This window comes from Variovorax sp. 38R (assembly GCF_014843395.1).
GTDB lineage: Bacteria > Pseudomonadota > Gammaproteobacteria > Burkholderiales > Burkholderiaceae_C > Variovorax > Variovorax paradoxus_H.
In genome coordinates this window covers 4,755,386-4,781,909 of record NZ_CP062121.1, presented here as the reverse complement: position 1 = coordinate 4,781,909, position 26,524 = coordinate 4,755,386, and the positions used below count along the sequence as shown (strand labels likewise).

Genomic DNA, 26,524 nt, shown 5'->3' with positions numbered 1-26,524 from the left:
AAAATGATTCAGAACTAAACCATTCAGGTATGCACACAAATTCGCTCACTGGCCGTCATGCCCTCGTCACCGGCGCCGCTCGCGGCATCGGCGCAGAGATCGCCCGCACCCTTGCCGCCCAGGGCGCCAAGCTGACCCTGCTGGGCCGCGACGCGCAGGCCCTGCAGCGCGTGGCCGAAACCCTGGCGGGCAGCGGCCACGGCGTGGTGGCTGCCGACGTGGCCGACCCGCAGGCCGTGCAGTCGGCCTTTGCGCAGGCGCGGGCTGAGCGCGGGGCGGTGACCGTGCTGGTCAACAACGCGGGCGCCGCCGAGAGCGCGCCGTTCCTGAAGACCTCGGTCGAGCTGTGGCAGCGCATGCTGTCGGTCAACCTCACCGGCAGCTTTTTGTGCGCACAGGCCGCGTTGCCCGACATGCTCGATGCCGGCTGGGGCCGCATCGTCAACATCGCCAGCACGGCGGGGCAGAAGGGCTACGCCTACGTGTCGGCCTACACCGCCGCCAAGCACGGCGTGATCGGCCTCACGCGTGCGCTCGCGCTCGAAGTGGCGCGCAAGGGCATCACCGTGAACGCCGTGTGCCCGGGCTACACCGACACCGACATCCTGCGCAACAGCGTCGCCAACGTGGTCGGCAAGACCGGCCGCAGCGAAGCCGATGCGCTGGCCGAGTTCTCCAGCGTGAACCCGCAAAAGCGCATCGTGCAGCCCGCCGAAGTGGCCGATGCCGTGCGCTGGCTGTGCGGCGAAGGCGCTGCGTCGGTCACCGGCCAGTCGATCTCCGTTTCCGGAGGAGAAGTCACATGAACCGCAACGATGCCTCGCATGCCGTGCTGAGCGACGCCGAAGAACTCGGCCACGAAGGCCGCGCCGGCCATGAAGACCACGCCATGCTCAAGCTGTGGCTGCGCATGCTCGCGAGCACCACGCAGATCGAAGCCGAAATCCGGCGCCGGCTGCGCGAGCGCTTCGGCATCTCGCTGGCGCGCTTCGACTACATGGCGCAGCTGTACCGCTACAAAGACGGCCTGAAGATGCGCGTGCTCTCGCGCTACCTGATGGTGACCGGCGGCAACGTCACCGGCCTGACCGACGAGCTCGAACGCGAAGGCGTGGTGGCGCGCGCCCCCAGCCCCGACGACCGCCGCGCCTGGATCGTGAGCCTCACGCCCACCGGCCGCACCGCCTTCGAAGCCATGGCCACCGAGCACGAGCAGTGGATTCTCGAGATGTTCTCGGGCCTGGACATGAAGACCGTCAAGCAGATGCACAGCCAGCTCGGGCTGCTGCGCGTGCACGTGATGCGCGGCGACGGCGCGAGCGAGGAAGCACGCGCATGAGCGGCGAGGGCGGCGGTGTGGAGTTCCAGCGCCCGCGCCTGATCCGCTTTTCTGACTGCGACCCGGCGGGCATCGTCTTCTATCCGCAGTACTTCGTGATGCTCAACGGCCTGGTCGAAGACTGGGTGAGCGACGGGCTCGGCGTGGGCTACCACGCACTCATCGGCGAGCGCCGCGTCGGCCTGCCGACCGTGAAGCTCGACGCCGACTTTCGCGCCGTGAGCCGCATGGGCGACCGCGTGATGCTCGGCCTCTCGGTCGCGCAACTGGGCTCGCGCTCGATCACGCTGTCGTTGCGCTGCTTCGAGCCCACCTCGGGCGAGGTGCGCATGCAGGTGCGGCAGGTGCTGGTGACGACCTCGCTCGATACGCACCGCGCCATCGCCGTGCCCGACGACATGCGCGCGGCCATCCTGCGCGATGCGCCGGCGTTGGCTGCTGCCGAGGCCGCCGTCAAGGCTTGATGAAAGTCAGGGCGCCGGCGCAGGGCCGTCGGCAGGCTCGTGCGCCTTCTTCTCCTGCGCGTGCTTCTTCAGCCAGCCGCTGAGTTCGCGCTTTCCCTTCGCATTGGCCTGTCGCCACGCCTCACGCGCGGCGGCCACGAAGCGCTCTTCCGCTGCATCGGGCGGTGCTTCTGAAGGCGGTGTGTTGTCTTCGTCGAGCCAACCGGCGGCCACGTCGCAGTGCCGTTCGATCTGCCGTGCGAGCTTGTCGCCGATGGGCCGCGCACTCTTGATCTGGCTCCACATGCTCGGAGAGATTTCGATCTTGCGTGCAAAGGCCTGGTCGAGCCCCTTGGCGGGCAGGCCCGCCGCGACGGCGTCCTCGAGAAAGCGGCGATGCAGCACAAGCGCATTGCGGCGGCGCGCGACGGTGGTATGGGGCACTGTTCAAAAACAACAACAAGACAAGAAAAGATTGTCCCGGTTGTTGACGTCGCCGTAAACACTCTTTACAGTTGCCTCCAATTCACGGCACCAGCCGTCCCTTTTTTCCAACCCCTTACAGCCGACAGCGGCAATTTTTGACCAGGAACCATCGTGAACACCGCACTGACCTTCACCAGCATTCGACCCGCCTCGGGCCGACCGCTCGTGCGCGCCGGGTTCTGCCATGGTTTCGACATGCCGTCGCCCCTGTCGTTGTCTTCGCATCTGAACACCGCGTACGCCACCCAAGCCGCAGCCCGTCTGCGCGTCGGTGGTCAGTTCGAGGCTCATCAGGTGCCCCCGGGTGGAGGTCGCGCGTAGGCGCGCATCTCTCAAGCTCTCTCGCAAAGAGGCCCGGACACCGCAAGGTTCCGGGCCTTTTTGTTTTGCCGCTTTCCATTTCGGGTGTGCCTTCACCCCACCGCCAGAAATTTCCGCGTCGACGGTCTGGCGGGATGTGCATGAGTTGATCACTCCTGTGCAGCGACGTTTGACGGGGCCGCACCCAGCGCGCGGCCCGTCGCGTGAGGACACAACCGAAATGGAAACGCGGGCAGGCTTCTTTTGTTTTTCTTCCGTGTGTGGCGCAGCCTAGTAGCGCATCTGGTTTGGGACCAGAGGGTCGCAGGTTCAACTCCTGCCACACGGACCACGGACCACACCCGAGCGGGACCGGGCCATGCCAACGCGTGGCCCTCCCGCGGAAACCGGCCGCAAAGATTGGGCGGCGCCGGAACCCGTCACCGGACATTTTTTCAAGTCGTTGCTTTTATTTTTCTGTCACCCACCCAGGAGGCCCTCATGCGCAAGCGCAACACACCGATCCGGATGATTGCCGTGCACCCGTCACCACTGCCGCGCAGGCACATGGTGTGGTCGCTGGCCCAGCGCTTCGGCGTGGGGCTCGGGCCGCGTGCCATCGCGTACCGCGCGTCGGCATTGCCAGACGGCACCGAGGCGCAACCCGACAGCCTCGACCTTGACCAGCGCGTGCGCGCGTCGGGCGAGTGGTAGCAGGCCGGCGTCTTTCGTTTTCTTCTTCTTCTTCTTCTTCTTCTTTTCAATGGTGCGTGTAGCTCAATGGCAGAGCCGCGGGTTGTGGTCCCGCTGACAACGGTTCGATTCCGTTCGTGCACCCCATCCGTTCACAACCAGCCATCGCCGCGAAGGGAGGCGATTCATCATGCACTCTCACGTCCTGCAACTCGACATTCAGGGCACGCCGCAAGCCTGGATCTCGCTGGAGCAGGCGGTGTTGCACTACGCCACCGGCAGCGTGGCCTGGGAAGACGGCGCGCTGCCGCTGGCCACGCTGCGCGGCGGCTTCAACGTGGCGCGCGGTGTGCAGTCGCGCATCGAAGTCGCGCCCATCATCGCGCTGCGCGGTGCGTCGAAGATCAACCTCTTCGACGTCGTGCCCGGCGTGACAAAGGCCAAGCTGCTGCGCCGCGACCGCCACACCTGCGCGTACTGCGCCCAGGTGTTCGCCGACCGCGACCTGCAGTGTGAACACGTCATGCCCGAGTCGCGCGGCGGCCCGTGGAGCTGGACCAACCTCGTGAGCGCCTGCGCCGTCTGCAACAACCGCAAGGCCGCGCGCACGCCCGAAGAAGCGGGCATGCCGCTGGTCTACCTGCCGTACGTGCCGAGCCGCTTCGAGAGCTTCCTGCTCGAAGGCCGCAACATCCGCGCGGACGTGCACGAGTGGCTGGCCAAGCGCCTGCCGCGCGGCTCGCGGCTGCAGTGGTGCCACGCGCACAAAGAGAAAAGCCCGCTTCCGTTCAATCAACGGACAGCGGGCTTTGCCTTGTGCGGCTCGCGGTGAGCGAGCGATGCGTGTGTGGGTGAAGAATGAAGACTGGTGCGGTTTGTTTGTTTGCTTGTGTTCAGCGCCCCGCGCCGAAGAAGCTGTAGGCCACTGCTGTGGCTGCTGCGAGCCCGCCGAGCAAGATGAAGAGCACCTTCGTCGTACGGCGAGGGCCGCGCCGTGAACGGACCCAATGCTCCGGCCCGATCAGATCGATCGGAACCGTGGGTTTGCCTATGTCGGATGCCTTTTCCATGCCAAGAAATATAGCGCAGGCGCCAAGGCAAGAAGTTACAACGGCCTTTTGGCCTGTTCGCACCGTGGCTGCTTGCCGACACCCGCCAGAACCGGGTGAAATATTCCCCATGAACCAACAGATCATTCTCGAGAGCCTGGTCCGCGCCCTGGAGAGCTGGGTGCGCAACGCCTCTGCGGCCGAGTTGTGGCGCGTGCACCGCGAGGGCGGCCTGGGCGCATCGATCCGCACCGAAGGCGAGAGCGTCGTGCACGTGCGCATCGCGCTCGATGGCCCGCCCGATGCGTTGTCGAGCATCGGCAAGACCGACGGCCGCCTGCCCGTGACCGAAGCGTTCAGAGGCACCGCCGGCGAAGCAGGGTGGGGCACCCCGCCACCGCAAGGCAGCGCCGAGCGCGAGCAGTGGTTTCTGTCGAGCGACCTGGCGCAAGAGCAGGCGCGGCAGTACCTGTTGGCGGAGGTGGCGGCGCGGCGGGATGCGTTGGTGCAGAGGGTGGAGGCGTGGGAGGCGGGTGCTGGCTGAGGCAGGTGCGCGGGCCGTGGGACGATCGCTCTTGCGTGCGCCACCACAAAGTCGACGCGAGTCCTCATTTGTTCACCGTGAGAGGCTTCCGCTGACGCGCTTCTCTCCCTACATTTGAACGACCGCCGCGCCTCACAGCGGGACATCGATGCACACCGCAGCGATGTCGATGTGAGGCACAAAAGGCGACGGCCAGGGTGCGCTAACACCCTGACCGTCTAACCAAACAACGTGCATTACCTTGCAAGGAGCACATCAAGTGGCTGATCAAATTATCGCCGGGCAAACAACGCCCGATTCCCACAGGGCAACCCGCCCCGATGCCGCCGACCTTCTGGAGAAGAAGTCGTCCCAGCTGCAATCGCTGCTGACCTGCTGCTACGGTGACTGCAGTGAATGGTTCGACGCGATCGGTGCCGTGCACCGAGACCACGTGATGTGGATCGCGTCAGACTTGGCTGGCGAAGTCGCAGAGCTTGCGCAGCAATTGCTGAGACGGATCAACGCAGCGGACGCGTCGGCGCCTACGTGAGTGCGGCAAGGGGCGACAGCCGCGCGCGGAAGTAGCTGGCTGTCTCCTCGTCGCTGCAGTAGACGTAGCACCCCTTCATGCCTCGCGTCATCAGCGTGCGGTAGGTGTTCTTGATGATCAGGTCCGCCTCCGCCGTGGCGTTCTTCGGGTCGGCCTTGAGCCGTGCCTTGTAGCCGCGCAAGGTCTTGTCATGCCGATCGCGGGCCTTCGGCTCCGTCACGATCCGACCGTCACGCACGATGAGGTCGGGGCCGATGATGACGCCGATGTAGTCCACCTCCAGCCCTTGGCAGGTGTGGATGCAGCCGACCTCGTTGATCGAGTTCGGCGCAATGATCCAGAGGCTGCCATCGACATCGAGGTTCCATCGCTTACGGTAGTCGCCAATGACGATGTCGAAGGCCTTCGGGTCCTTCTTGCTGGTCCAGGGCCAGCAGTAACCGGCGACGACACGGGCGGTGCCTGTGTTGTTCTTCTGTGCAATCGCCGTATGAAGGTCCGCCGGATCGCTGAAGACCTGAAAGTCGAACTCGGCTGGCGTGAGCGTCTTGTTCGCGGTCTCTCGCACGGCGAGGGCGTCGTCGAGCCACGCGATGTAGCCGTCGGAGCCGCTGCATCTGAACTGCGACGCAAGCTCGTGCTCAGAGACCTCTGCGCCCTTGTCCGTGCCGAATGTGCGAATGGTTTGCTTCGTGCCGATGTCGCTCAACGCGATCCGCTGGTCCTCGTCGATGAAGAACACCGTGCACTTGGCGGCGGCGATCAGCTCCTTGACTTGGTTCTCGCCGAGGTTGCCGTACAGGCCGCTCTTCTCGTTCAGCCGATGCGCCTCGTCCACGATCAGCACGTCGAACTGGTCGCCGGGCGTATCGATGAAGCCGCCGGAGCCGGTGAAGAGGTTCGAATAGCGTGTTTGCGTCATGGTGCCCGCGAGCTTCGCTTGGTAGACGCGCCGAGGTGCGGCATTCTTCGAAACGTACTTGCAGTTCAAGCCGGCACCCATCAATGTGACCAGGGCGTTGATGGCGAGCACCGTCTTGCCAGTCCCCGGCCCGCCTTCGACGATCACCACCTTGGGGTTCGCGGTCGATGCAGATCGGCCTGCAGCCAGGATGTTCTCGTAGACCTCTTTCTGGTCATCGATCAAGATGAATTCGGGATTCCCCTTCAGCAAACCTGCAAGGCTCTCGCTGAGCGCCTTCGATGGCCTGATGCGGCCGTTGGCCAGTTCATAGAGCACGCTCGGGTCGCCGAACTTGATGTGCTGCTTGATGAACTTGCGAAGCATGCTTCGCTCGGTCTCGCCCTTCAGGAACAGCGGCGCTTTCGCGATGTAGCCAGCGTAGTGGTCCGAATCGATGACGCCGTCGCGTTCGTAGTTGTGCAGATACGCGCACGCTTGAACTGAGATGCCGCCGGCATAGACGGCCTCATTGAAGCCCTCCATCAACGAGGCATAGGACCACGCTTGGTATGAGGGATGCACAACGTCTCGGTGTCCTCCGCCGAGGTAGGTGTTGACCAGTGCATCCTTGGTCGACGACGTCACCTTGTCCCACTGCTTCAGCTCGACGATCACGATGTTCTTCGAGTTGTCGTGGCCGCGGCCAGTCAGGCTGACGTCGATGCGCTTGGAACTTTGCGGAATATGAAGCTCGACGGCTACGCCGACGTCATTCGGAATCTCAGAGTCGCTGAGGACCTTCGACATGTAGCCAAGCGATTCCTTCCATGACTTCTTTTCTGCCGCAGACACGTTGCGTCCCGTGGTGTGGAAGTACTTAGCGAAGACGACCTCCTCGATGTCCCTGTCGTTGCTGTCGCTGAGAAATTGCTGCTTGTCGGCCTCGTAGACGATCACGTCAATCCTTCTCAGATGCGCCCGCTTCCTGCGGGCTGTGCTTCTTGCTACTGCCGCGCACCTTGTCAGCCGGATAGCGCAGGGCGTTGGCCTTCAACTTCTGCTGGACCGCAGCGTTGAGGTCCACGCCCAAGACAGAAGACAGGCGAACGAGATAGAGCAGGACATCCGCGAGTTCGTCCTGGACGGCCTGGGCTGTCTGTGGGTTTCGGCCGGCTTCAGAGGAGGCTTGCTCGGACATCCACTGAAAGATCTCGTTCAGCTCGCCGACCTCGCCGGTCAGGGCCATCACCAAGTTCTTGGGGGAGTGGAACTGGGCCCAGTCGCGCTCGGTGGCGAAGTGCTCCAAGCGTGCGGCAAGCGGCGCAACGTTGACGAGTGGGGTGTCCAACGCCGCGTCAGCTGCATCGGTCATGTGGGGCTCTCCTATCGCCTTGTGCCAATGAGATGTGTCTGTCCGGTCCTGCCCGCCTTCAATAAACGGAAGCGGTACTGGACTCCGGTCATGAAACAAGTGTATCTAGCGAGGGTCCCGCCATTTCACAGTTGCTCAATGAATTGGCAGGCAAGCGACCAGACTTGCTCGGGGTGCCCGGAGTTTGGCCCACAAGCCGGGAAACAATGATTGCGTAGAAGGGCGCCAAACTGTGAACTGCCCGATTGATTGACGTTAAAGTGTAGTCAATCGTTAACGAGGGGCGGGTGATGCCAGGCTATTTCGGTGCAAATCGCGGAGTGCAGCGCGCTGTGATTTCTTCCAAATCGAAGAACCAGTGTCGAATTGGGAGCAACCCAATCGGTTTCTCGGTGAGCCGGCGTGGCTAGTAAGACACCTTCGCTCCCAATCGCCGGGCCGCTTCCTTCTTTTGTTCTTTGGAAGATTTATCGGCGCTGGCCAGACCTGAATGACCCGTTTGGCGGCGGTCGACAAGGCGGAATTTCTGACTCAGCGCAGGCACCGGTGACGTTTTTGTTCACTGGCGATAGCGGCGAGCAGTATGGCTACGCCGATCGATTCGATGACGAGGGCACCTTCTTTTTCTTCGGGGAAGGCCAAGTAGGCGACATGAAGTTTGTTCGCGGCAACAAGGCGGTTCGCGACCACTCAGCCAGAGGAAAAGCGCTGCATTTGTTTCGGACCATCGGCAAAGGCAAAAGCAAGGGCCAAAAGTATCTTGGCGAATTTGTTTACCAGGGGCATGACTGGGACCGTGCGCTAGACAAGAAGAAAGCGCTTCGAGATGCGATCATTTTTCGGCTGGTACCGGTCACGCATCTTGAACAACTGGAGCTTGCTGCAGCGGAGGATTCTGCTGAGGAACTGACGCTGCAAGAGTCTCGAAACAGGGCAATCGCCGCGTCCAAGGTCGATGGCGCAAAAGACAGCACAAAGGGAAGCCGGACGGTCTATGACCGTAGCCGCGCGGTGCGGGACTACGTGCTTTTGCGGGCAGCAGGGAAGTGTGAGCTGTGCAAGGAGCCGGCGCCGTTTCATCGAAGTGGCGGGTCGCCGTACCTAGAGCCGCATCACACCACGCGTGTATCTGATGGAGGGCCGGATCATCCGCAGTTTGTGGCTGCGCTGTGTCCAGCGTGCCATCGCGAAGTGCACTATGGCGAGCACGCTCATACGAAGAATCTGGCTCTGATAGAGCGACTTCGCAGTCTTGAGCCAGTGGGGCCGCATTGATTTCGGGCCTTTATCGACCCTAATTTCTAGGCCGCATAGCAAAAAGCCCCTGATCCTTGCGAATCAGGGGCTTTTTATTTGGTGCCGGAGAGATGAATCGAACACCCGACCTTCTCATTACGAATGAGCTGCTCTACCGACTGAGCTACACCGGCGAAGCCTCAGATTATAGCCAAGAAATCAAGGCTTCTCGGCGTGGTACTGCGTCAAACGCTCCACTTCGTGACGCGAACCCAACATCACGCTCACGCGCTCGTGCAGTTTGGTGGGCTTCAGGTCGAGGATGCGCTGCTTGCCGTTGGTGGCGGCGCCGCCGGCCTGCTCGACGAGCCAGCTCATGGGGTTGGCCTCGTACATCAGGCGCAGCTTGCCGGCCTTTTCGGGCTCGCGCTTGTCCCACGGGTACATGAAGACGCCGCCGCGCATCAGGATGCGGTGCACGTCGGCCACCATGCTGGCGATCCAGCGCATGTTGAAGTCCTTGCCGCGCGGGCCTTCCTTGCCGGCCAGGCATTCGTCGATGTAGCGCTTCATGGGCTCGTCCCAGTGGCGCATGTTGCTCATGTTGATGGCAAATTCCTTGGTGTCGGCCGGAATCTGGATGTCTTCCTGCGTGAGCACGAAGCTGCCTTGCTCGCGGTCGAGCGTGAACATGGCCACGCCGTTGCCCACGGTGAGCACCAGGGTGGTCTGCGGGCCGTAGATGCAGTAGCCGGCGGCCACTTGCTGGGTGCCGGGCTGCAGAAAGTCGGCTTCCTGCACGCCGGGGGTGTCGTCGGGCTTCTTCAGCACGCTGAAGATGGTGCCGATGCTCACGTTGACGTCGATGTTGCTGCTGCCGTCGAGCGGGTCGAACATCAAGAGGTATTCGCCCTGCGGGTAGCGGTTGGGCACCACGTGGATGGTTTCCATCTCTTCGCTGGCCATGGCCGCGAGGTGACCGCCCCATTCGTTGGCTTCAATGAGCACTTCGTTGGCGATGATGTCCAGCTTCTTCTGGATTTCGCCTTGCACGTTCTCGCTCTCGGCGGTGCCGAGCACGCCACCCAGCGCGCCCTTGTTGACGGCCTGGCTGATGCTCTTGCAGGCGCGGGCGACCACTTCGAGCAACAGGCGCAGCTGGCCGGGAATGAGGCCGTCGGCGCGTTGCTGTTCGACGAGGTAGCGGGTGAAGGAGATTTTTTGTTGAGCCATGTGTCTTGTGGGGTTCGGTGGGTTCAGTTTCCGGCAAGGGCGCGGGTGACGACTTCGTGGGTGTCCTTGCTCAGGTCGGGCTTGGCGGCCACGCGGGCAATGGCTTCGCGTGCGGCGCTGCGGTACGGCTCGGCCAGCTTGCTCCAGCGGTCGAGCGCGCGCGCGAGGCGGGCGGCCACCTGGGGGTTGATGGCATCGAGCTCGATCACGCGTTCGCTCCAGAACACGTAGCCGGCCGCGTCGGCACGGTGGAAGGCGCCGGGGTTGCCGCTGCAGTAGCTGAAGATCACGCTGCGCGCGCGGTTGGGGTTCTTCAGCGAGAAGTCGGGGTGCTTCATGAGCTGCTTCACCAGCGGCAGGATGTCGCCGCCGCGGTCGCTGGCGCCGGCCTGCAGCGAGAACCACTTGTCGATGACCAGCGCCTCGTCCTTGAACATGGCGTGGAAGCGTGCGAGCGCCTGCGCCGCCAGGGTGTGACCCGACGACACGAGGGCGTTGAGCGCGTTGAAGCGGTCGGTCATGTTGCCCGCGTCTTTAAAACGCTGCAGGGTCTTGCCGGGCCACACGGTGTCGCCCGAGGCGCGCGCCGCCAGGCACAGGAAGTTGAGCGCCATGCCGGCCAGCGCGCGGCGGCCCGACGAGGTCGGGTCGGGCGTGTAGGCGCCGGTGTCGTGGTTGGCTTCGTACACCTGCTCCCAGTCGGCAAAGAGGGCGGTGGCGAGCTGGGCGCGCATGGCTTCGCGCACGAGGTGCACGCGCTGCGGATCGACCACGTCGAGCTGTTCGGCGATGTAGGTTTCCGACGGCAGCGTGAGCACCAGTTCCTTGAAGGCGGCGTCGAGCTGCGGGTGGCGCAGCACGCTGCGCATGGCGTCGAGGTAGGCGTCGTTCAGCACCGGCGTGGTGTCGGTGGCGTTGGCCGCAATGGCTTGCAGCGCGGCGCGCAGGCCCAGGCGCTGGCCGGCCTCCCAGCGGTTGAACGGGTCGGGGTCGTTGGCCAGCAGGGTGAGCAGCTGGGCGTCGGTGTACGCAAAGTCGAGGATCACCGGCGCGCTGAAGCCGCGCAAGATCGACGGCACAGGCTCGGCGTCCAGGCCCACGAAGGTGATCTGCTCGCCGGCGCGCGACAGCACGATGGTGCGGGTGCCGCGTGCCACGTCGCTTTCGCCCTCGAGCTGCATGGGCAGCTCGCGGCCGGTGGCGGCGTCGAGCAGGCCGATGTTCAGCGGAATGACGAAGGGTTCTTTTGTCTGCTGGCCCGGCGTGGGCGGGCAGCTTTGCACGACGCTCAGGGTGTAGCTGCGGTTCTGCGCGTCGTACACGCCGTGCGCGGCCAGGCGGGGCGTGCCGGCCTGGCTGTACCAGCGCTTGAACTGGGGCAGCAGGCGGGCCAGTTCGGAGTCGGGGTTGGCGTCGGCAATGGCCTGGGCGAAGTCGTCGCAGGTGACGGCCTGGCCGTCGTGGCGCTCGAAGTACAGGGTGATGCCCTTTTCGAAGCCCTGGCGGCCGACCAGCGTCTGCATCATGCGAACGACCTCGGCACCCTTTTCGTAGATGGTGACGGTGTAGAAGTTGCTGATCTCGATGTAGCTGTCGGGCCGCACCGGGTGGGCCATGGGGCCGGCGTCTTCGGGGAATTGGGCGGTGCGCAGCACGCGCACGTCTTCGATGCGCTTCACGGCGCGGGCCGAGGCGTCGGCGCACAGGTCCTGGCTGAACTCCTGGTCGCGGAAGACGGTGAGGCCTTCTTTCAGCGACAGCTGAAACCAGTCGCGGCACGTGACGCGGTCGCCGCTCCAGTTATGAAAGTACTCGTGGCCGACCACGCTTTCGATGTTGCTGTAGTCGGCGTCGGTGGCGGTGGCCTGGTTGGCCAGAACGTACTTCGTGTTGAAGATGTTCAGGCCCTTGTTCTCCATGGCGCCCATGTTGAAGTCGCTGGTGGCCACGATCATGAAGCGGTCGAGGTCCAGCGGCAGGCCGAAGCGGGCTTCGTCCCACAGCACGGAGTTGACGAGCGAGTTCATGGCGTGCTCGGTCTTGTCGAGGTCGCCTGCGCGCACGTACACCTGCAGCAGATGCTCCTTGCCGTTGCGCGCCTTGATGCGCTGCTCGCGCGCCACGAGCTTGCCCGCCACCAGGGCGAACAGGTAGCTGGGTTTCTTGAAGGGGTCGACCCACTTGGCGAAGTGGCGGCCCTCGGGCAGCTCGCCCTGGTCGACGAGGTTGCCGTTCGACAGCAGCACCGGGTAGGCGGCCTTGCTGGCGCGCAGCGTGACGGTGTACATCGCCATCACGTCCGGACGGTCGAGGAAGTAGGTGATGCGGCGGAAGCCCTCGGCCTCGCACTGCGTGAAGAAGGTGTCTTCGCTCACGAACAGGCCCATCAGCTTGGTGTTCTTGATGGGGCAGCAGGTGGTGAAGATTTCGAGCTCGAAGGCCCCTTCTTCCGCGGACGGCAAACCGTCCAGGACGAGCTGGTCGCCTTCCATGCGGAACGAGGCGCCCTGGCCGTTCACGAGCACGCGCGCCAGGTTGAGCTCGTCGCCGTCCAGGCGCAGCGGCTGGGCCGGCACCTCGGGGTTGCGGCGCAGCTGCATGCGGTTGAGCACGCGGGTCTTGGCGGGGTCGAGGTCGAAGGTCAGGTCGACGGTGTCGATCCAGAACGCCGGCGCGGCATAGTCTTCGCGTCGGATGGCAATGGGTTGCCCTTGGGCGTCACGCTGAAGCAGCATCGAGGGTCTCCAGAAAATTCGAATGGGCCAGTTCGTTGTAGTCGCGAACGGCGGCGATCACGTGGGGGCCGGCCAGCTCGGCGGCCGTATGGGTGCTGCACACGGCCACGGCGCGCATGCCGCCGCGGCGGGCCGCTTCGATGCCGAAGGGCGCGTCTTCAAAGACGATGCAGCGCTCGGGCGCCACGCCGATGCGGCGCGCGGCTTCCAGAAAGATCGCGGGCGTGGGCTTGCCCGAAAAGCCTTCGTCGCCGCCGACGATGGCCAGCGGCAGCGGGTCCATCTTCAGGCGCGACATGGCGAACGCGATGTTGTGCCTGTCACCGGCCGTGCCCACCGCCACCTTCAGGCCGCGTGCCACCGCGGCCTTGGCGAAGGCGGTGAAGCCCGCCACTTCGGTGAAGTTGTCGTGAAAGAGCTCGCGGTAGATCTCTTCCTTCTCGTGCACCATGGCCTGGCACTCGGCATCGGAGAGCTCGCGCTCGAACAGCTCGCGCATGCTCTCGGTGCCGGTGCGGCCCGTGGTGCGCGCGAGGATCTCGCTCACGTCGAGCTTCACGCCGTGGCGCTCCGCAAACGTCACCCACGACCGCGCATGCCAGGGCATGGAGTCGATCATGGTGCCGTCCATGTCGAAGATCAGGGCTTCGACCCTGCCGGTGTTCAGGCTCATCGATCAGACGCCTTGCTTGAGCGACGCTTCAATGAAGACGTCGAGGTCGCCGTCGAGCACCTTCTGCGTGGCCGAAACTTCGACGTTGGTGCGCAGGTCCTTGATGCGGCTGTTGTCCAGCACGTAGCTGCGGATCTGGTGGCCCCAGCCCACGTCGGTCTTGCTGTCCTCGAGCTTTTGCTGCTCTTCCTGGCGCTTGCGCATCTCGTGGTCGTACAGGCGCGAACGCAGGCGTTTCCACGCCACGTCGCGGTTGCTGTGCTGGCTGCGGCCGTCCTGGCACTGCACGACGATGCCGGTCGGGATGTGCGTCAGGCGCACGGCCGAGTCGGTCTTGTTGATGTGCTGGCCGCCGGCGCCCGAGGCGCGGAAGGTGTCGGTGCGCACGTCCGAAGGGTTGATGTCGATCTCGATCGAATCGTCGATTTCGGGGTACACGAAGATCGAGGCGAAGCTGGTGTGGCGGCCGCCCGACGAGTCGAACGGCGACTTGCGCACCAGGCGGTGCACGCCGGTCTCGGTGCGCAGCAGGCCGAAGGCGTAGTCGCCCTCGACCTTGATGGTCGCGCCCTTGATGCCGGCGGTGTCGCCGGGCGTTTCGTCTTCGATCTGCGTCTTGAAGCCCTTGCGCTCGGCGTACTTCAGGTACTGGCGCAGCAGCATGCTGGCCCAGTCGCAGGCCTCGGTGCCACCGGCGCCGGCCTGGATGTCGACAAAGGCGTTCAGCGGGTCGGCCGGGTTGTTGAACATCCGGCGGAACTCGAGCTGCTTGATGTCGGCTTCGAGCGTGGCGGCGTCATCGGCAATGGCCTGCAGGCCGTCCATGTCGCCGTCGGCCTTCGACATTTCGAAGAGCTCGGTGTTGTCCGACAGCCCGTTGGTGAGCCGGTCGAGCGTGACGACCACGTCGTCGAGCGACTTCTTTTCCTTGCCCAGTTCCTGGGCCTTCTTCGGGTCGTTCCAGACGTTCGGGTCTTCGAGCGATGCGTTGACTGTCCTCAGTCGTTCAGCTTTGGCATCGTAGTCAAAGATACCTCCGTAAATCGACCGTACGGACGCTCAGGTCCGCGAGCATTGCGTCGATTTGGTTGATCTGTTCTGCGTCCATGGGGTGTCCTGACTGTGTGAGGTTGGTGTTCGGGGGAACCCGTCATTTTCTCACGGGCGGAAAACGGTCCCGAACACGGTGTTATTGATTGAGCGGAAAGTCGGCGGGACCCCGGTGGGAGGTCTTCCGGGCGAGAGCCTTACTCCAGGACCGCAGTGGCCGCTTCGGGATACAGGTTCGGGAACAGGATGCTCAGCGAGGCGAGGGGGAAACCGATGCTCAGTTCTGCGCGGTGACCGTCGCTCTTCAAGAGCCCATCCTTGAGGAATCGCGAGATCACTTTTCGGCCTGTTCGCTCTTCCAGCCCCGTCATCCGGATGAATTCCCCGCGCGACACGGCGCCGACGGCTGCGACCGTGTGCAGCGGAAGCAGGGCTTCCTCCCGGTATTCCGTGATGCCATCGGTGGCGCCGCGCACCAGCAAGTAGGCGCGCATGCGGTCCTTGAGCTTGGAGAGGTCGAGCATCGATGCCATGAAGTCGACCTGGTCCTCGCACAGATTCAGGAAGTAGCGGCACCATGCCCAGAGCATTTTTTCGCTCAGGTTTCCGCGGCCGTCCAGGTCTCCTTGCCTGGCGCTGTCGGCGTTGTCCAGCATCTCGTAGTAGCGGTCGCGATCGCGCGCCAGTCCACGATTGGCAGACCACAGCCCGCCGCTGATCAGGTGCAGGGCGCAGTGTGTCTGGAGCCTGACAGCGCGCCCGTTTCCGTCTTCGAAGGGGTGCGTCCAGGCCATTCTGTGGTGCGCTGCGGCGACTGTGTAGATCACGGCGTCGACCCCCTTGAGGCGGCCGTAGATATCGTCCATCCGCTTCAGGAATTGCGGAATCGACGCCGATGTCGGCGGCTGGTGCCGCCCCACCGAAACGTCGTGCGTGCGCAGGGCGCCCGGCGTGATGATCCGGCCGTCGTCGGTCAGGCGATCTGATTCTGGGAGCCGGCTGTACAGGCTCTCGTGCGCCTGCTTGAGGAAGCCGCTGCTCAGCGCACCGGCTTCGGTGGCGACGATTCCTTCCAGTTCCCGCTCGGCTTCGATATGCGCCAACGCGACACGCTGGCGCTTGGCCACATCGGGCTTGTCCGAGAAGTCTTCCTTCAGCGCGCGCTCGATGTTCACGGGGTGGGTGCTTTGCCCCTCGATGCGATTCGAGTAATACGAATTCATCGACCGCACGATCTCGCGCAAGGCGGCACGCGCTTGTGAACTCGCGGCGCTTTTCAGCGCCGATGATTTCTCGAATATCCGGCGCGTGGTCTCGCCCAGTTCTCCGAGGCCTTGCGTGGGTAGCAGGGGCTCGAACTGATGGGGTTGGTCGTAGACCTGCACGGACTTCGATTTTTCGGACATGGATTCCGGTTGAAATTTATCGAAGTTTAGGTTGAAAGCGATTTCCAATCAAATGGTTATGAGTTTTTGATGGTGTATGAATTTCCGGTTCGAATTCTGGTTTGATTGCCGCCAATTGAATGCCCCCTGGTCGATAGAAGCAAAAAGGCCCCCGGTGCGCGACGCACACGGGGGGCCAGAGGGGATATCTACCTGTCGATCAGAACGCCGGAATCAGCGACCCCTTGAACTGCGTCTCGATGAAGCTGCGCACCTCCGGCGACTGGTAGGCCGCCACGAGGCGCTTGGCCCAGGGCTTGTCCTTGTCGGCGCGGCGCACGGCGATCAGGTTGGCGTAGGGGCTCTGGGCCGATTCCTTGATAACGGCGTCCTTGCCGAACGACAGGCCGGCCTTCTCGGCGTAGTCGTTGTTGATGGCCGAAATGGCCAGGTCGTCGAGCGAACGCGGCAGCTGGGCGGCGTCGAGCGACACCAGCTTGAGCTTCTTGGGGTTGGTCACCACGTCCAGTGGCGTGGCGTTGTTGTTCTTCACGGCCTCGGGCTTGAGGGTGATGAGCTTGGCCTGTTGCAGCAGCAGCAGGGCGCGGTTGCCGTTCGACGGGTCGTTCTGGATGCCGACCGAGGCGCCGTCGGCCAGCTGGTCGATCGACTTGAGCTTGCGCGAGTAGAAGCCCAGCGGCGCGGTGATGGTCAGGCCCACGGGCACGAGGTCGAAGCCGCGCGCCTTGATCTGGTTGTCCAGGAAGGGCTGGTGCTGGAAGGCGTTGGCGTCGAGGTCGCCGGCGGCCAGCGCCGCGTTGGGCAGCTGGTAGTCGTTGAACACCACGACCTGGACCGTCAGGCCGTCCTTGGCGGCGACCTTCTTGACCACCTCGAACACCTGCTCGGCACTGCCGACGGAAATGCCGACCTTGACGGTGTTCTTGTTGTCTTGCGCAAAGGCGGCGCTGCCCGTGAAAAGAGCGGTGACCAGAGTGGCGAGCACGAGGCTGCGGCGGCGGAAAGTGGAATGCATGGTGGCGCGAAATCGAAAGAAATGAAGGCGCCGAATGTGGCATTGCCGCCGCGGATCGGGAACGAACCAATCCTCATATCGATATGGCATCCACTCGGCCTCTGAGGTCTTTCTTATCTGCATTTTCATATAAGTACCAGCCGATTTGTTCGTTCCCTTTCGGTCTCTTTCTTTACATACTCGGCACCTTTTTGCGAACCTGCGCGATCGCGCCCTTGCGGCCCGCGCCTTCTTTCATGACCTTCCCTTCGCCTGATGCGGCACGCGGCAACGCGGCGCCGGTCATCCGTCTTCAATCGGTGCAGAAGTCTTTCGCCTTGCCCAGCGGCGAGGTGTTCGATGCCGTGCAATCGTTGTCGCTCGACATCCAGCAGGGCGACGTGTTCGGCCTGATCGGCAAGAGCGGCGCCGGCAAGTCGACGCTGCTGCGCCTCATCAACCTGCTCGAGCGGCCCGATGCGGGCCAGGTGTTCGTCGGCGGGCGCGACCTCACGACGCTTTCGCGCCGCGAGCTGCGCGACACGCGCCAGAACATCGGCATGATCTTTCAGCAGTTCAACCTGCTGCAGAACGCCACGGTGTTCGGCAACGTGGCCTTCCCGCTGAAGATCCACGGCCGCCACTCCAAGGCGGAGGTCAACGAGCGGGTGCGCGAGTGCCTCGATCTCGTCGGCCTGGCCGAAAAGATCGACACCTACCCGGCGCAGCTCTCGGGCGGCCAGAAGCAGCGCGTGGCCATTGCGCGCGCGCTGGCGTCGCGTCCCCAGGTGCTGTTGTGCGACGAGCCCACCTCGGCGCTCGACACGGAAACCACCCGCGCGCTGCTCGAAACGCTGCGCGACATCAACCAGAAGATCGGCGTGACCATCGTGATCGTCACGCACGAGCTCTCGGTGGTCGAGGTGCTGTGCCGAAACGTGGCCATTCTCGAAAAGGGCCGCCTCGTCGAGCAGTTCGCTGTCGATGCCCCGAGCGAGGAACGCAAGACCGCGCTGGGCCGCGAGATCGACGAACTGGTGCGCCGCCGCGAACGCGAAGCGCGCGAACCCGTGGCGCCGCGCGTGGCGACCGCACAGCGCAACGCGCAGGAGCTGGCCTATGTTTGAGAACATCACCCCCATCCTTCCCGAGCTGTGGACGGCCACGGGCCAGACCTTCCTGATGCTGGCCATCGGCCTGTCGGCGGCGGTGCTCATCGGCGGGCCGCTGGGCATCCTGCTGTTCCTGCTGGGGCCGGGGCAGTCGCTCGAAAACAAGCCGGCGTTTTTGATCCTCAACTGGATCGTGAACACGGTGCGTTCCTTCCCGTTCATCATCCTGCTGGTGGCGCTGGTGCCGTTCACGCGGGTGATCGCCGGCACCTCCATCGGCCCGCTGGCGGCCGCGGTGCCGCTGTCGTTCGCGGCCATTCCGTACTTTGCGCGGCTGGTCGACCAGTGCCTGCGCGAGGTGCCGCGCGGCGTGATCGAGGCGGCGCATGCCATGGGCGCCTCGGAGCTGCAGATCGTGTGGCGCGTGCTGGTGGTCGAGGCGCGCTCGGGCCTGGTGCTCGCGCTCACCGTGCTGGCCGTGAGCTTCCTGTCGTACTCGGCGATTGCTGGTGTGGTGGGCGGCGGCGGCATCGGCGACCTGGCGATCCGCTACGGCTACTACCGCTTCCAGACCGACGTGATGGTGCTCACCGTGGCGCTGCTCGTGGTGCTGGTGCAGATCCTGCAGTTCGTGGGCAACACCACGGCGCGCCGGCTCGACAAGCGTTGATTTCCCTTCCTTCTTTTTTCTTCCTTTCCCTGTTCATTCCATGAAAACCGCACTGCTGCGCCGTTCCGTCCTCGCCGTTTCCCTCGTCGCGCTGTCGCTCGGCGGCCTCTCGCTGTCGGCGCAGGCGCAAGACGCCAAGAAGAACCTCGTGATCGGCGGCACTGCCGGCTCCAACGCCGACCAGCTCAAGGCCGGCATCATTCCGATCCTCGAGAAGAAGGGCTACAAGGTGAAGCTGGTCGAGTTCAACGACTACGTGCAGCCCAACCTTGCGCTGGCCCAGGGCTCGCTCGACGCCAACTTCTTCCAACATCGGGTCTACCTGCAGAAGTTCTCAGCCGACCAGAAGCTCGACCTCGCCGAGCTGGTGCAGGGCCCGATCGCGCCGATGGGCGTGTACTCGACCAAGCGCAAGACGCTGGCCGACGTGAAGGAAGGCGACCGCGTGACGCTGCCGAACGACCCGAGCAACCTGGCGCGCGCGCTGGTGCTGCTGGAGCAGAACAAGCTGGTCACGATCAAGGCCGGCATCGACCCGCTGCGCGCGTCCGAGAAGGACGTGGCCGAGAACCCGAAGAAGCTCAAGTTCATTCCGCTCGAGGCCGCGCAGTTGCCGCGTTCGCTGGGTGACACCGAGTACGCCATCGTCAACGGCAACTTCGCGATCTCGTCGGGCCTGAAGCTCACCGAGGCCGTGGTGCTCGAGAAGACGCCCGACTACTACCTGAATGTGGTCGCCGTGAAGAGCGCCGACAAGAACGCCGCCTGGGCCAAGGACATCGCCGAGGCCTACCGCTCGAAGGAATTCAAGACGGTGGTCGACAGCAAGTTCCAGGGCTACGCCAAGCCCAGCTTCCTGCAGTAATCGATTCATCACGCTTCAGCGAAGGACGCCCCATGCCCGTGCTCGCCGTATTCGATGCCCAAGCCAATTGGCGCGACACGCATGTGTGCGATGGATGGATCACGGAGCATCTGGCGCGCCACGGCGTGCGCTGGGGGCGCGGCGATGCCGAAGGCCAGCGCGCGCTTGATGGCGCGGGGCTGTTCTATCTGCCGGTGGCGGATGGGTATCTGGGGTTGTTGTTTGAAGGCGGCGAGTGGGTCGCCATTCCCGCCGATGCTCCGCATTTCTTTGATGCGGGCGAGGCGGTTTCTCTCGACGGGCTGCCTGCCGCGTTGCCGCGCTTCGAGGCCTTTGTTGAAGAGGTGCTCGCGATGACGGGCAACGACGCCGACGAAGCGTAAAGCGGGATCAGTCGCTGCAAGTTCGACACGGCGCGGCGTGCGCCGTGTTGCTCCTTCCCCCTCTGGGGGAAGGCTGGGATGGGGGCTCGCGGCCTTTGCAAAAGCTGTGCATGTGCAAAGGCCGCGTGCCCCCACCCCGACCCTCCCGGGAGGGTCGGGAGAAACACATCAGGCCGCGAGCCGCTGCGCCGCCCGTCCCGCAGGCCGCGCCAGCCCCAGGTGATCGCGCAACGTGCGCCCTTCGTACTCCGTTCGAAAGATCCCCCGCTTCTGCAGGATCGGCACCACGCCATCGACAAAATCCTGCAGCCCATGCGGCAACGCATCCGGCATCAGGTTGAACCCATCTGCCGCACCGCCCTTGAACCATCGCTCGATGTCATCGGCGATCTGCTCGGGCGTGCCCACGATCACGCGGTGTCCGCCGCCGCCCGCGAGTTCGCGGATCAGCTGGCGCACCGTGTAGCCGTGCGTGCGCCCGGCCGCGACCACGGCGTTGAAAAAAGTGTGGTTGCCGTTCCCATTGCCGGGCAGCGGCAGGTCGTCGGGCAGGCGCTCGTCGAGCTTGAGGCGGTCGGGTGTGATGCCCAGCGTGCCGGCCAGGCGCGTGAGGCTGTAGTCCCACGGGATCAGGTCGACCAGCGCATCGCGGCGGCGGCGCGCTTGCGCTTCGGTGGCGCCGACGATGGTGGTGAGGCCGGCCAGCACCTTCACCGCATCGGGGCCGCGGCCCAGTTCGGCGGCGCGGGTTTTTAGGGCGCGTGCGTAAGCCTGCGACTCTTCAAAGGATTGCGAGGCCGAGAACACGGCTTCGGCGTGGCGCGATGCGAGCTCGCGCCCATCGGCCGACGCTCCGGCCTGCACCAGCACCGGATGGCCTTGCGGCGGGCGCGGCAGGTTGAGCGGGCCCTGCACGGCGAAGTGTTCGCCGCGGTGCGCGAGGGCGTGCACCTTGGCCGGGTCGATGAAGCGGCCGGCGGCCTTGTCGCCGATGAAGGCGTCGTCTTCCCAGCTGTCCCACAGTGCCTTGACGAGGTCGGCGAACTCCGAGGCGCGGGCGTAGCGCTTCGCGTGGTCGGGCGTGGTGTCGAGGCCGAAGTTGCGCGCCGAGGGCAGGTCGGCCGTGGTCACCATGTTCCAGCCGGCGCGGCCATTGCTCACGTGGTCGAGCGTGGCGAAGCGGCGCGCGAGGTTGTAGGGCTCGTTGTAGCTGGTGGAGGCGGTGGCGATGAGACCGATGTGCGTGGTCGCGGCGGCCACGCAGGCCAGCAGGATGGTGGGCTCCAGCGCGGTGATCGGACGGAAATGGATCTGGTCGACGATGGCTGCGTTGTCGGCCAGGAACACGGCGTCGAGCTTGGCGGCCTCGGCGATCTGCGCCGTGCGGATGTAGTGCTGGATGTCGGCGAACGCCCACGGGTCGCTCTCCGGCAGCCGCCAGGCCGAAGGCACGAAGCCCGAATGCAGGATGTTGACGTTGAGGTGCAGCTGCCTGCGAGGCGTGGAGTTGTTGTGATTGCTCATTGGCTGAAATAGTCCGGCAGCCGGTAGCCCGCCCACACGGGGTTGGCCTTGAAGAACTTCTGGAACTCGGGTGACTGGTAGGCGGTGGCGATGTCCTTCGCGAACTTCGCGTGTTCGTTGCTGCGTTTCACGGCCACGACGTTGACGTAGGGCAAGGTCATGTCTTCGAGCTTCAGCGCCTCGGTGAGCTTGAGTCCGGACGCCACGGCGAAGTTGCCCTGCACGGCCGCGAGGTCGGCGTCGGCCAGCGAGCGCGGCGCCTGCGCGGCGTCCAGCGGAACGATCTTCAGGCGCTTGGGGTTGTTCACGATGTCGCGCTCCGACACGCTCAGCGGGCTCACGCCCGGCTTGAGCGTGACCCAGCCGACGGCCGCGAGGATGTTGAGCGCGCGCGCCGCATTCACCGGGTCGGCGGGCAGCGTGACGGTGGCGCCGTCGGGCACGGTGTCGAGCGTCTTGTGGCGGCGCGAGTAGAGGCCCATCGGCGGCGTCGGCACATGCACCACGGGCACGAGGTCGAAGCCCTGCTGCTTGTTGGTGGCGTTGAGGTACAGCGAGTGCTGGAAGATGTTGGCGTCGATCTGCCCGCGCTCCACCGCGTCGTTGGGCTGCACGCCCTGGCTGAACTCGACGTACTTGATGCTGTAGCCGAGCTTCTTCAGCTGGGGCTCGATGCCGTGGGTGAAGGCGTCGCGGTAGGGGCCGGGCATGAAGCCGACGCGCAGATCGTCCGCGTGGGCGGACACGTGGAGCAGCAGGCTCAGTGCGAGCCCGCCGGACAGCGGGGCAAGGCGGCGCAGCCACGAGGGCGCGCGCAAAAGGGAAGGCATGGCGACAACTCCGGGAGACGGCAAGAGGAGTCGGGCACTCTAGGACGCACGCCGCGCCGCGCGAACGAAGATTTGCGCGCTTGCATATCCGCACGCCGGATAACCCGCGCCGGCTTTTGTAGGATGTGGCGCATGACCTTGCACATTGGAATCGTCGGCTGCTCCGCCGAAGGCGCGGCCCTTTGCTACAAGACCATCTGCATCGAGGGCGCGGCGCTGCTCGGCCCGCATGCGCACCCCGAGGTGTCGATGCACACGCCCTCGCTCGCGGAGTACACGCGCTGCCTGAACGCGGGTGACCTGGCGGGCGTGGGCGAGCTGATGCTCGCCTCTGCGCACAAGCTCGCCGCGGCGAGCGCAGACTTTCTGATCTGCCCCGACAACACGATCCACCAAGCCTTCGACTACGTGGCGCCGCGTTCGCCGCGGCCCTGGCTGCACATCGCCGAAGTGGTGGCCGACGAGGCCGTGCGCCGCGGCTTTCGCCGCATCGGCATCACGGGCACGCGCTGGCTGACCGACAGCGAGGTGTATCCCGAGAAGCTCTCGGCGCGCGGCCTGGAATACGTTCGCCCCACCATCGACGAACGCGCCGAGATCGGCCGGATCATCATGGACGAGCTGGTCTGCGGCATCTTCAAGCCCGAGGCCGTGGCGACCTTCCAGCGCGTGATGCAGCGGCTGAAAGACGCCGAGGGCTGCGACGCGGTCGTGCTCGGCTGCACCGAGATTCCGCTGATCATGAGCGATGCGAATTCGCCGCTGCCGACGCTCGATTCGACGCGGCTGCTGGCGCGCGCGGCACTGCGCCGCGCCACGCAGAAGTCAAACTAGGCCAGGAAGTCTTCGATCAGCTGCGCCACGCGCTGCGGCTGGTCGTGGTGCAGCATGTGGCCCGCGTCGGCCAGCTGCTCGATGCGCACCGAGGGCACGGACTTGAGGCGTTCGTGGAACTCGGCGAGCGTGTAGCGCGCCTTCCACCAGCCGTGCAGGCTGTCGTCGGATGCTTCGACCATCAGCGTCGGCGCGGTGATGCGCGCATAGAGCGCGAGGGTTTCGTCGACGCGGAAGATGTTGGCGTTGATGATCTTGTGTGCGGCCTCACCAAGAATCTGCCAGCGCGTGCTGCCGTCGGGCTGGGGCTGCGGCGCCGACCAGTGGCTGGCCAGCCAGTCGGCCTTGTCCTGCGTGAGGCGCGGGTTGGTCTTCATGAGGCGGCGTGCCACGCCGTCCAACGCCGAATAGCCCGCGAGCGTCTTCTCGCCGCGGTGCAGGCCTTTGAGCTCGTCGATCCACTGGCCGTAGCGCGCGGGCGCCTCGTCGGGCTGGCGCGCGGGCATGCCGAAGCCTTCGAGGTTGACGAGCCGGCGGATGCGCGCGGGGCGCACGCCCGCGTAGTGCATGGCGACATTGCCGCCCATGCTGTGGCCGACGAGGTCGACGGGGCGCGCATCGTCACCTTCGCCGGCGTAGTGGTCGAGCAGCCATTCGAGGTCGGCCAGGTAGTCGGGCAGCCAGTAGTTGTCGACGCCGCCGCCGTGGGTGAGTCCGAAGCCGCGCCAGTCGGGGGCGATGATGAAGCGGTCGTCCTTCAGCGCATCGACCACGAACTGCCAGGAGGCCGCGACGTCCATCCAGCCATGCACCAGCACCAGCGGCGGGCGTTCGGCCGACGGCTGGCCCCAGAGGCGGACGTGGTAGTTCAGGTTGCGCACGGGCACGAATTCGCTGCGCGAGGGGCGGAGGGCTTGGTACATATGGCGGTCGATGATACGGAGAGCCTGCGCCGCGCGCAGTCCGCCACAGGACAGGGCGACGCTCGGTTTCTCGGCGGCGGGTCAGCGCGTGCCGCGCGGGCGCGCTAGCATTCCGCGCATGAAAAAGATTCCACTCGGTCAGAGCGACCTTCACGTCACCCCGATCTGCCTCGGCACCATGACTTTCGGCGAGCAGGTCGATGAGCCCACCGCCCACGCCGTCTTGCGCCGTTCGCTCGAACGCGGCGTCGACTTCATCGACACGGCCGAGATGTACGCGGTGCCGGCAAGCAAGGAAACCTGCGGCGCGACCGAAACCATCATCGGCAACTGGTTTGCCGCCAACCCCGGCACGCGCCAGAAGATCACGCTGGCGACCAAGGTCGCCGGCCCCTCGCGCGGCATGCCCTGGGTGCGCGAAGGCACGGGCATGACGCCGGCCGACATCGAGGCCTCGTGCCACGGCAGCCTGCGCCGCCTGCAGACCGATGTGATCGACCTGTACCAGATCCACTGGCCCGAGCGCCACGTGCCGGTGTTCGGCAACATCCACTACAACCCCGAGAAGGAAAGCTCGCAGACGCCGATCCACGAGCAGCTCGAAGCGCTGGGCAAGCTGGTGAAGGCAGGCAAGGTGCGCACCATCGGCCTGTCGAACGAGACGCCCTACGGCGTGCACGAGTTCGTGCGGCTGGCCGAGCAGCACGGGCTGCCGCGCGTGGTGTCGGTGCAGAACGTCTACAACCTCGTGAGCCGCGCGCACGAGAACGCGCTCGACGAGACCATGCACCGGCTGGGCGTGTCGCTGCTGGCGTACTCGCCGCTGGCCTTTGGCCTGCTGACGGGCAAGTACGACCAGAGCGGCATCGAGGGCCCCGACGCGCCGAAGGGCGCGCGCATCTCGAGCTACGAATCGGTGCGCAAGCAGCGCTGGGGCAAGCCCGACGCGCTGCGCGCAGCCAAGCGCTACAACCAGCTCGCGCGCGACCACGGCCTGAGCCCCACGCAGCTCGCGCTGGCCTTCTGCTACACCAAGTGGCAGGTGGCAAGCACGATCATCGGCGTGACCTCGGTGGCGCAGCTCGACGAAGACCTGGACGCCTACGGCACCACGCTGTCGGCCGAAGTGCTGGCCGAGATCGACAAGATCCGCCTGGACATCCGCGACCCCGCTGCCTGATCGGAGCAGGTGAGCGAGTGAGCAAGAAGGCCCACGTTTCCGAAACGCCCGCGACCCAGTGGTTGCGGGCGAACCAGGTCGCTTTCACCGAGCACCCGTACGAGTACCTCGAGCACGGCGGCGCGCAGCACAGCGCGCAGGTGCTGGGCTTCGACCCGTTCACCGTGGTCAAGACGCTGGTGATGCAGGACCAGGACGCCAAGCCGCTGATCGTGCTGATGCACGGCAACCGCACGGTGTCGACCAAGAACCTCGCGCGGCAGATCGGCGCCAAGTCGGTCGAGCCCTGCAAGCCCGAGGTGGCGCAGCGCCACAGCGGCTACCTGGTGGGCGGCACTTCGCCGTTCGGCACGCGGCGCGAGATGCCGGTCTACATCGAGTCGACCATCCTCGAGATGCCGAAGATCGCGATCAACGGCGGGCGGCGCGGCTACCTCGTCGGCATCGATCCGCAGGTGTGTGTGAGTCTGCTGGGCGCCAAGCCCGTGCAATGCGCGCTGGCAGAATAGCCGGCGTTTGCTTTTTCCCGCCGGGCACGCAGCCGGCGGCGCACAACAACAAGTTCCCGGAGACCCGCCTTGAGTTTCGATCTGCCTTCCATCCTTGCCATCGTGGCGTCGTACCTGATCGGTTCGCTGTCGTTTGCGGTCATCGTGAGCAAGTCGCTCGGCATGGCCGATCCGCGCAGCTACGGCAGCGGCAACCCCGGCGCCACCAACGTGCTGCGCTCGGGCAAGAAGGGCGCCGCGCTGGCCACCTTGCTGCTCGATGCGGCGAAGGGCTGGCTGCCGGTGTTCCTGATCCGCCAGTTTGGCGCGCAGTGGGGGCTGGGCGAGGGCGTGGCGGCGCTGGCAGGCCTGGCGGCCTTCCTGGGTCACCTGTACCCGGTGTTCTTCGGCTTTCAGGGCGGCAAGGGCGTGGCGACGGCGGCCGGTGTGCTGGTGGGCATCGCGCCCTGGCTGGGGCTCGCCACGGGCGCGACCTGGCTGATCATCGCGGTCTTCTTTCGTTACTCGTCGCTGTCGTCGCTGGTGGCGGCGTTCTTTGCGCCGGCCTACTATCTGATCGGCGGCAACATCGCGTGGCCGCTCGACCGCACGGTGCTCGTCGCGATCATCGTCATGAGTTTGCTGCTGATCTGGCGGCACCGCGAAAACATCCGCCGGCTCGCGGCCGGCACGGAGTCGAAACTCGGCTCGAAGAAAAAGGCTTGA

Annotated in this window: 30 protein-coding genes and 3 tRNA genes; 18 read left to right on the top strand and 15 right to left on the bottom strand. The window is 65.1% G+C overall.

Translation table 11 applies throughout. The features are described from left to right. Positions 1-29: 29 nt before the first annotated feature. The 3 genes from IG196_RS22085 to IG196_RS22075 are packed head-to-tail and all read left to right on the top strand — an operon-like array spanning position 30 to position 1,803. Positions 30-806, top strand: a complete 777-nt coding sequence (locus tag IG196_RS22085) for an SDR family NAD(P)-dependent oxidoreductase (protein WP_192193015.1) — start codon at positions 30-32, stop codon at positions 804-806. Further along, positions 803-1,339, top strand: coding sequence for a MarR family winged helix-turn-helix transcriptional regulator (locus IG196_RS22080; protein WP_192193014.1), 537 nt, complete (start codon positions 803-805; stop codon positions 1,337-1,339). Before IG196_RS22085 ends, IG196_RS22080 begins: the two co-directional genes overlap by 4 nt. Beyond that, a complete protein-coding gene (locus tag IG196_RS22075) occupies positions 1,336-1,803 on the top strand; it encodes an acyl-CoA thioesterase (RefSeq protein ID WP_192193013.1) in 468 nt (155 codons plus the stop codon). Before IG196_RS22080 ends, IG196_RS22075 begins: the two co-directional genes overlap by 4 nt. Positions 1,804-1,809: 6 nt before the next feature. On the opposite strand, the gene IG196_RS22070 is transcribed toward IG196_RS22075, so the two are convergent. Next, positions 1,810-2,226, bottom strand: a complete 417-nt coding sequence (locus tag IG196_RS22070) for a hypothetical protein (RefSeq protein ID WP_192193012.1) — start codon at positions 2,224-2,226, stop codon at positions 1,810-1,812. A gap of 3 nt (positions 2,227-2,229) precedes the next feature. Beyond that, positions 2,230-2,559, bottom strand: a complete 330-nt coding sequence (locus IG196_RS22065; RefSeq protein ID WP_192193011.1) for a hypothetical protein — start codon at positions 2,557-2,559, stop codon at positions 2,230-2,232. Between the two features lie 284 nt (positions 2,560-2,843). On the opposite strand from IG196_RS22065, the gene IG196_RS22060 reads away from it, so the two are divergent. The 4 genes from IG196_RS22060 (at position 2,844) to IG196_RS22045 (ending at position 4,093) form a co-directional block, all read left to right on the top strand. After that, positions 2,844-2,920, top strand: a tRNA-Pro gene (locus tag IG196_RS22060). Between the two features lie 149 nt (positions 2,921-3,069). After that, positions 3,070-3,282 carry a short-chain dehydrogenase gene (locus IG196_RS22055; protein WP_099791707.1) on the top strand — a complete coding sequence of 71 codons (213 nt, stop codon included), beginning with the start codon at positions 3,070-3,072 and terminating at the stop codon, positions 3,280-3,282. A gap of 52 nt (positions 3,283-3,334) precedes the next feature. After that, positions 3,335-3,408: transfer RNA gene (locus IG196_RS22050), tRNA-His, on the top strand. A gap of 43 nt (positions 3,409-3,451) precedes the next feature. After that, a complete protein-coding gene (locus IG196_RS22045) occupies positions 3,452-4,093 on the top strand; it encodes an HNH endonuclease (RefSeq protein ID WP_192193010.1) in 642 nt (213 codons plus the stop codon). A gap of 61 nt (positions 4,094-4,154) precedes the next feature. Here the strand turns inward: IG196_RS22045 and IG196_RS22040 are convergent, their stop codons facing one another. Beyond that, entirely contained in the window at positions 4,155-4,331 is a 177-nt protein-coding gene (locus IG196_RS22040; protein ID WP_157627325.1) for a hypothetical protein, read from the bottom strand. A 109-nt stretch (positions 4,332-4,440) separates the two neighbouring features. On the opposite strand from IG196_RS22040, the gene IG196_RS22035 reads away from it, so the two are divergent. Together IG196_RS22035 and IG196_RS22030 are read left to right on the top strand one after the other, a co-directional pair. Next, the gene (locus IG196_RS22035; protein ID WP_192193009.1) at positions 4,441-4,854 is read left to right on the top strand and encodes a hypothetical protein; all 414 of its coding nucleotides are present in this window, start codon (positions 4,441-4,443) and stop codon (positions 4,852-4,854) included. Between the two features lie 259 nt (positions 4,855-5,113). Beyond that, positions 5,114-5,386, top strand: coding sequence for a hypothetical protein (locus tag IG196_RS22030; protein ID WP_192193008.1), 273 nt, complete (start codon positions 5,114-5,116; stop codon positions 5,384-5,386). On the opposite strand, the gene IG196_RS22025 is transcribed toward IG196_RS22030, so the two are convergent. Beyond that, positions 5,379-7,247, bottom strand: a complete 1,869-nt coding sequence (locus IG196_RS22025) for a DUF2075 domain-containing protein (protein WP_192193007.1) — start codon at positions 7,245-7,247, stop codon at positions 5,379-5,381. The genes IG196_RS22030 and IG196_RS22025 overlap by 8 nt on opposite strands. A gap of 1 nt (position 7,248) precedes the next feature. Continuing rightward, positions 7,249-7,662: a nucleotide pyrophosphohydrolase gene (locus IG196_RS22020; protein ID WP_192193006.1), complete on the bottom strand. Its 414-nt coding sequence runs from the start codon at positions 7,660-7,662 to the stop codon at positions 7,249-7,251. Positions 7,663-8,064: 402 nt separating this feature from the next. Between IG196_RS22020 and IG196_RS22015 the strand changes: the two genes are divergently transcribed. Continuing rightward, positions 8,065-8,937: an HNH endonuclease signature motif containing protein gene (locus IG196_RS22015; protein WP_225616763.1), complete on the top strand. Its 873-nt coding sequence runs from the start codon at positions 8,065-8,067 to the stop codon at positions 8,935-8,937. A gap of 79 nt (positions 8,938-9,016) precedes the next feature. Here IG196_RS22015 and IG196_RS22010 read toward each other — a convergent pair. The 7 genes from IG196_RS22010 to IG196_RS21980 all read right to left on the bottom strand — a co-directional run bounded on the left by IG196_RS22010 (position 9,017) and on the right by IG196_RS21980 (position 17,010). After that, positions 9,017-9,092, bottom strand: a tRNA-Thr gene (locus IG196_RS22010). Between the two features lie 25 nt (positions 9,093-9,117). After that, positions 9,118-10,131, bottom strand: coding sequence for a class 1 fructose-bisphosphatase (locus IG196_RS22005; protein ID WP_153282586.1), 1,014 nt, complete (start codon positions 10,129-10,131; stop codon positions 9,118-9,120). A gap of 23 nt (positions 10,132-10,154) precedes the next feature. Then, a complete protein-coding gene (gene pepN, locus IG196_RS22000; protein ID WP_099791695.1) occupies positions 10,155-12,866 on the bottom strand; it encodes an aminopeptidase N in 2,712 nt (903 codons plus the stop codon). Continuing rightward, the gene (locus tag IG196_RS21995; RefSeq protein ID WP_192193005.1) at positions 12,850-13,539 is read right to left on the bottom strand and encodes an HAD family hydrolase; all 690 of its coding nucleotides are present in this window, start codon (positions 13,537-13,539) and stop codon (positions 12,850-12,852) included. The genes pepN and IG196_RS21995 overlap by 17 nt, the downstream gene beginning before the upstream one ends. A gap of 3 nt (positions 13,540-13,542) precedes the next feature. Continuing rightward, positions 13,543-14,647 (bottom strand): peptide chain release factor 2 gene (gene prfB, locus IG196_RS21990; protein ID WP_099791691.1). Its coding sequence is split into 2 segments (ribosomal slippage): positions 13,543-14,565 and positions 14,567-14,647, totalling 1,104 coding nucleotides; the frame shifts between segments, so codons are not numbered across the junction. 139 nt (positions 14,648-14,786) lie between these two features. Beyond that, positions 14,787-16,043 (bottom strand): Fic family protein, encoded by a 1,257-nt coding sequence (locus IG196_RS21985; RefSeq protein WP_225616762.1) that lies wholly within the window; start codon positions 16,041-16,043, stop codon positions 14,787-14,789. A 151-nt stretch (positions 16,044-16,194) separates the two neighbouring features. Continuing rightward, on the bottom strand, positions 16,195-17,010 hold the full coding sequence (locus tag IG196_RS21980) for a MetQ/NlpA family ABC transporter substrate-binding protein (RefSeq protein ID WP_192193004.1): 816 nt from the start codon (positions 17,008-17,010) through the stop codon (positions 16,195-16,197). A gap of 236 nt (positions 17,011-17,246) precedes the next feature. On the opposite strand from IG196_RS21980, the gene IG196_RS21975 reads away from it, so the two are divergent. From IG196_RS21975 to IG196_RS21960, 4 genes are read left to right on the top strand one after another with little or no spacing between them, the layout of a single operon-like run. Further along, positions 17,247-18,116, top strand: a complete 870-nt coding sequence (locus IG196_RS21975) for a methionine ABC transporter ATP-binding protein (protein ID WP_192193003.1) — start codon at positions 17,247-17,249, stop codon at positions 18,114-18,116. Then, positions 18,109-18,771 (top strand): methionine ABC transporter permease, encoded by a 663-nt coding sequence (locus IG196_RS21970; protein WP_099791685.1) that lies wholly within the window; start codon positions 18,109-18,111, stop codon positions 18,769-18,771. Before IG196_RS21975 ends, IG196_RS21970 begins: the two co-directional genes overlap by 8 nt. 40 nt (positions 18,772-18,811) lie before the next feature. After that, the gene (locus tag IG196_RS21965) at positions 18,812-19,636 is read left to right on the top strand and encodes a MetQ/NlpA family ABC transporter substrate-binding protein (RefSeq protein ID WP_062473320.1); all 825 of its coding nucleotides are present in this window, start codon (positions 18,812-18,814) and stop codon (positions 19,634-19,636) included. 32 nt (positions 19,637-19,668) lie between these two features. Continuing rightward, positions 19,669-20,019 carry a hypothetical protein gene (locus tag IG196_RS21960; RefSeq protein ID WP_192193002.1) on the top strand — a complete coding sequence of 117 codons (351 nt, stop codon included), beginning with the start codon at positions 19,669-19,671 and terminating at the stop codon, positions 20,017-20,019. A gap of 168 nt (positions 20,020-20,187) precedes the next feature. Here the strand turns inward: IG196_RS21960 and IG196_RS21955 are convergent, their stop codons facing one another. Continuing rightward, on the bottom strand, positions 20,188-21,543 hold the full coding sequence (locus tag IG196_RS21955; RefSeq protein ID WP_192193001.1) for an LLM class flavin-dependent oxidoreductase: 1,356 nt from the start codon (positions 21,541-21,543) through the stop codon (positions 20,188-20,190). Next, the gene (locus tag IG196_RS21950) at positions 21,540-22,373 is read right to left on the bottom strand and encodes a MetQ/NlpA family ABC transporter substrate-binding protein (RefSeq protein WP_192193000.1); all 834 of its coding nucleotides are present in this window, start codon (positions 22,371-22,373) and stop codon (positions 21,540-21,542) included. Before IG196_RS21950 ends, IG196_RS21955 begins: the two co-directional genes overlap by 4 nt. A 132-nt stretch (positions 22,374-22,505) precedes the next feature. Between IG196_RS21950 and IG196_RS21945 the strand changes: the two genes are divergently transcribed. Next, a complete protein-coding gene (locus IG196_RS21945) occupies positions 22,506-23,207 on the top strand; it encodes an aspartate/glutamate racemase family protein (RefSeq protein WP_192192999.1) in 702 nt (233 codons plus the stop codon). Here the strand turns inward: IG196_RS21945 and IG196_RS21940 are convergent. After that, positions 23,204-24,130, bottom strand: coding sequence for an alpha/beta fold hydrolase (locus IG196_RS21940; RefSeq protein ID WP_192192998.1), 927 nt, complete (start codon positions 24,128-24,130; stop codon positions 23,204-23,206). The two genes, IG196_RS21945 and IG196_RS21940, sit on opposite strands and share 4 nt — an antisense overlap. A 118-nt stretch (positions 24,131-24,248) precedes the next feature. Between IG196_RS21940 and IG196_RS21935 the strand changes: the two genes are divergently transcribed. The 3 genes from IG196_RS21935 (at position 24,249) to plsY (ending at position 26,524) form a co-directional block, all read left to right on the top strand. Next, on the top strand, positions 24,249-25,310 hold the full coding sequence (locus tag IG196_RS21935) for an aldo/keto reductase (RefSeq protein WP_192192997.1): 1,062 nt from the start codon (positions 24,249-24,251) through the stop codon (positions 25,308-25,310). A gap of 17 nt (positions 25,311-25,327) precedes the next feature. Beyond that, positions 25,328-25,819, top strand: a complete 492-nt coding sequence (locus tag IG196_RS21930) for an aminoacyl-tRNA deacylase (protein WP_192192996.1) — start codon at positions 25,328-25,330, stop codon at positions 25,817-25,819. Between the two features lie 69 nt (positions 25,820-25,888). After that, complete coding sequence (gene plsY, locus IG196_RS21925) at positions 25,889-26,524, top strand: glycerol-3-phosphate 1-O-acyltransferase PlsY (protein ID WP_192192995.1); 636 nt, start codon at positions 25,889-25,891, stop codon at positions 26,522-26,524.

Excerpts from the sequence above, each read along its gene's own strand:
- IG196_RS21955 (WP_192193001.1), bottom strand. The coding sequence starts at position 21,543 with ATGAGCAATCACAACAACTCCACGCCTCGCAGGCAGCTGCACCTCAAC.
- IG196_RS22085 (WP_192193015.1), top strand. The coding sequence starts at position 30 with ATGCACACAAATTCGCTCACTGGCCGTCATGCCCTCGTCACCGGCGCC.
- IG196_RS21980 (WP_192193004.1), bottom strand. The coding sequence starts at position 17,010 with ATGCATTCCACTTTCCGCCGCCGCAGCCTCGTGCTCGCCACTCTGGTC.
- IG196_RS22035 (WP_192193009.1), top strand. The coding sequence starts at position 4,441 with ATGAACCAACAGATCATTCTCGAGAGCCTGGTCCGCGCCCTGGAGAGC.
- IG196_RS22040 (WP_157627325.1), bottom strand. The coding sequence starts at position 4,331 with ATGGAAAAGGCATCCGACATAGGCAAACCCACGGTTCCGATCGATCTG.
- IG196_RS21995 (WP_192193005.1), bottom strand. The coding sequence starts at position 13,539 with ATGAGCCTGAACACCGGCAGGGTCGAAGCCCTGATCTTCGACATGGAC.
- IG196_RS22075 (WP_192193013.1), top strand. The coding sequence starts at position 1,336 with ATGAGCGGCGAGGGCGGCGGTGTGGAGTTCCAGCGCCCGCGCCTGATC.
- IG196_RS22045 (WP_192193010.1), top strand. The coding sequence starts at position 3,452 with ATGCACTCTCACGTCCTGCAACTCGACATTCAGGGCACGCCGCAAGCC.
- IG196_RS21975 (WP_192193003.1), top strand. The coding sequence starts at position 17,247 with ATGACCTTCCCTTCGCCTGATGCGGCACGCGGCAACGCGGCGCCGGTC.
- IG196_RS21935 (WP_192192997.1), top strand. The coding sequence starts at position 24,249 with ATGAAAAAGATTCCACTCGGTCAGAGCGACCTTCACGTCACCCCGATC.
- IG196_RS22065 (WP_192193011.1), bottom strand. The coding sequence starts at position 2,559 with ATGAGCCTCGAACTGACCACCGACGCGCAGACGGGCTGCGGCTTGGGT.
- IG196_RS22005 (WP_153282586.1), bottom strand. The coding sequence starts at position 10,131 with ATGGCTCAACAAAAAATCTCCTTCACCCGCTACCTCGTCGAACAGCAA.
- IG196_RS21940 (WP_192192998.1), bottom strand. The coding sequence starts at position 24,130 with ATGTACCAAGCCCTCCGCCCCTCGCGCAGCGAATTCGTGCCCGTGCGC.
- IG196_RS21960 (WP_192193002.1), top strand. The coding sequence starts at position 19,669 with ATGCCCGTGCTCGCCGTATTCGATGCCCAAGCCAATTGGCGCGACACG.
- IG196_RS22080 (WP_192193014.1), top strand. The coding sequence starts at position 803 with ATGAACCGCAACGATGCCTCGCATGCCGTGCTGAGCGACGCCGAAGAA.
- IG196_RS21970 (WP_099791685.1), top strand. The coding sequence starts at position 18,109 with ATGTTTGAGAACATCACCCCCATCCTTCCCGAGCTGTGGACGGCCACG.
- IG196_RS22020 (WP_192193006.1), bottom strand. The coding sequence starts at position 7,662 with ATGACCGATGCAGCTGACGCGGCGTTGGACACCCCACTCGTCAACGTT.
- IG196_RS21950 (WP_192193000.1), bottom strand. The coding sequence starts at position 22,373 with ATGCCTTCCCTTTTGCGCGCGCCCTCGTGGCTGCGCCGCCTTGCCCCG.
- IG196_RS22055 (WP_099791707.1), top strand. The coding sequence starts at position 3,070 with ATGCGCAAGCGCAACACACCGATCCGGATGATTGCCGTGCACCCGTCA.
- IG196_RS21945 (WP_192192999.1), top strand. The coding sequence starts at position 22,506 with ATGACCTTGCACATTGGAATCGTCGGCTGCTCCGCCGAAGGCGCGGCC.
- IG196_RS21965 (WP_062473320.1), top strand. The coding sequence starts at position 18,812 with ATGAAAACCGCACTGCTGCGCCGTTCCGTCCTCGCCGTTTCCCTCGTC.
- pepN (WP_099791695.1), bottom strand. The coding sequence starts at position 12,866 with ATGCTGCTTCAGCGTGACGCCCAAGGGCAACCCATTGCCATCCGACGC.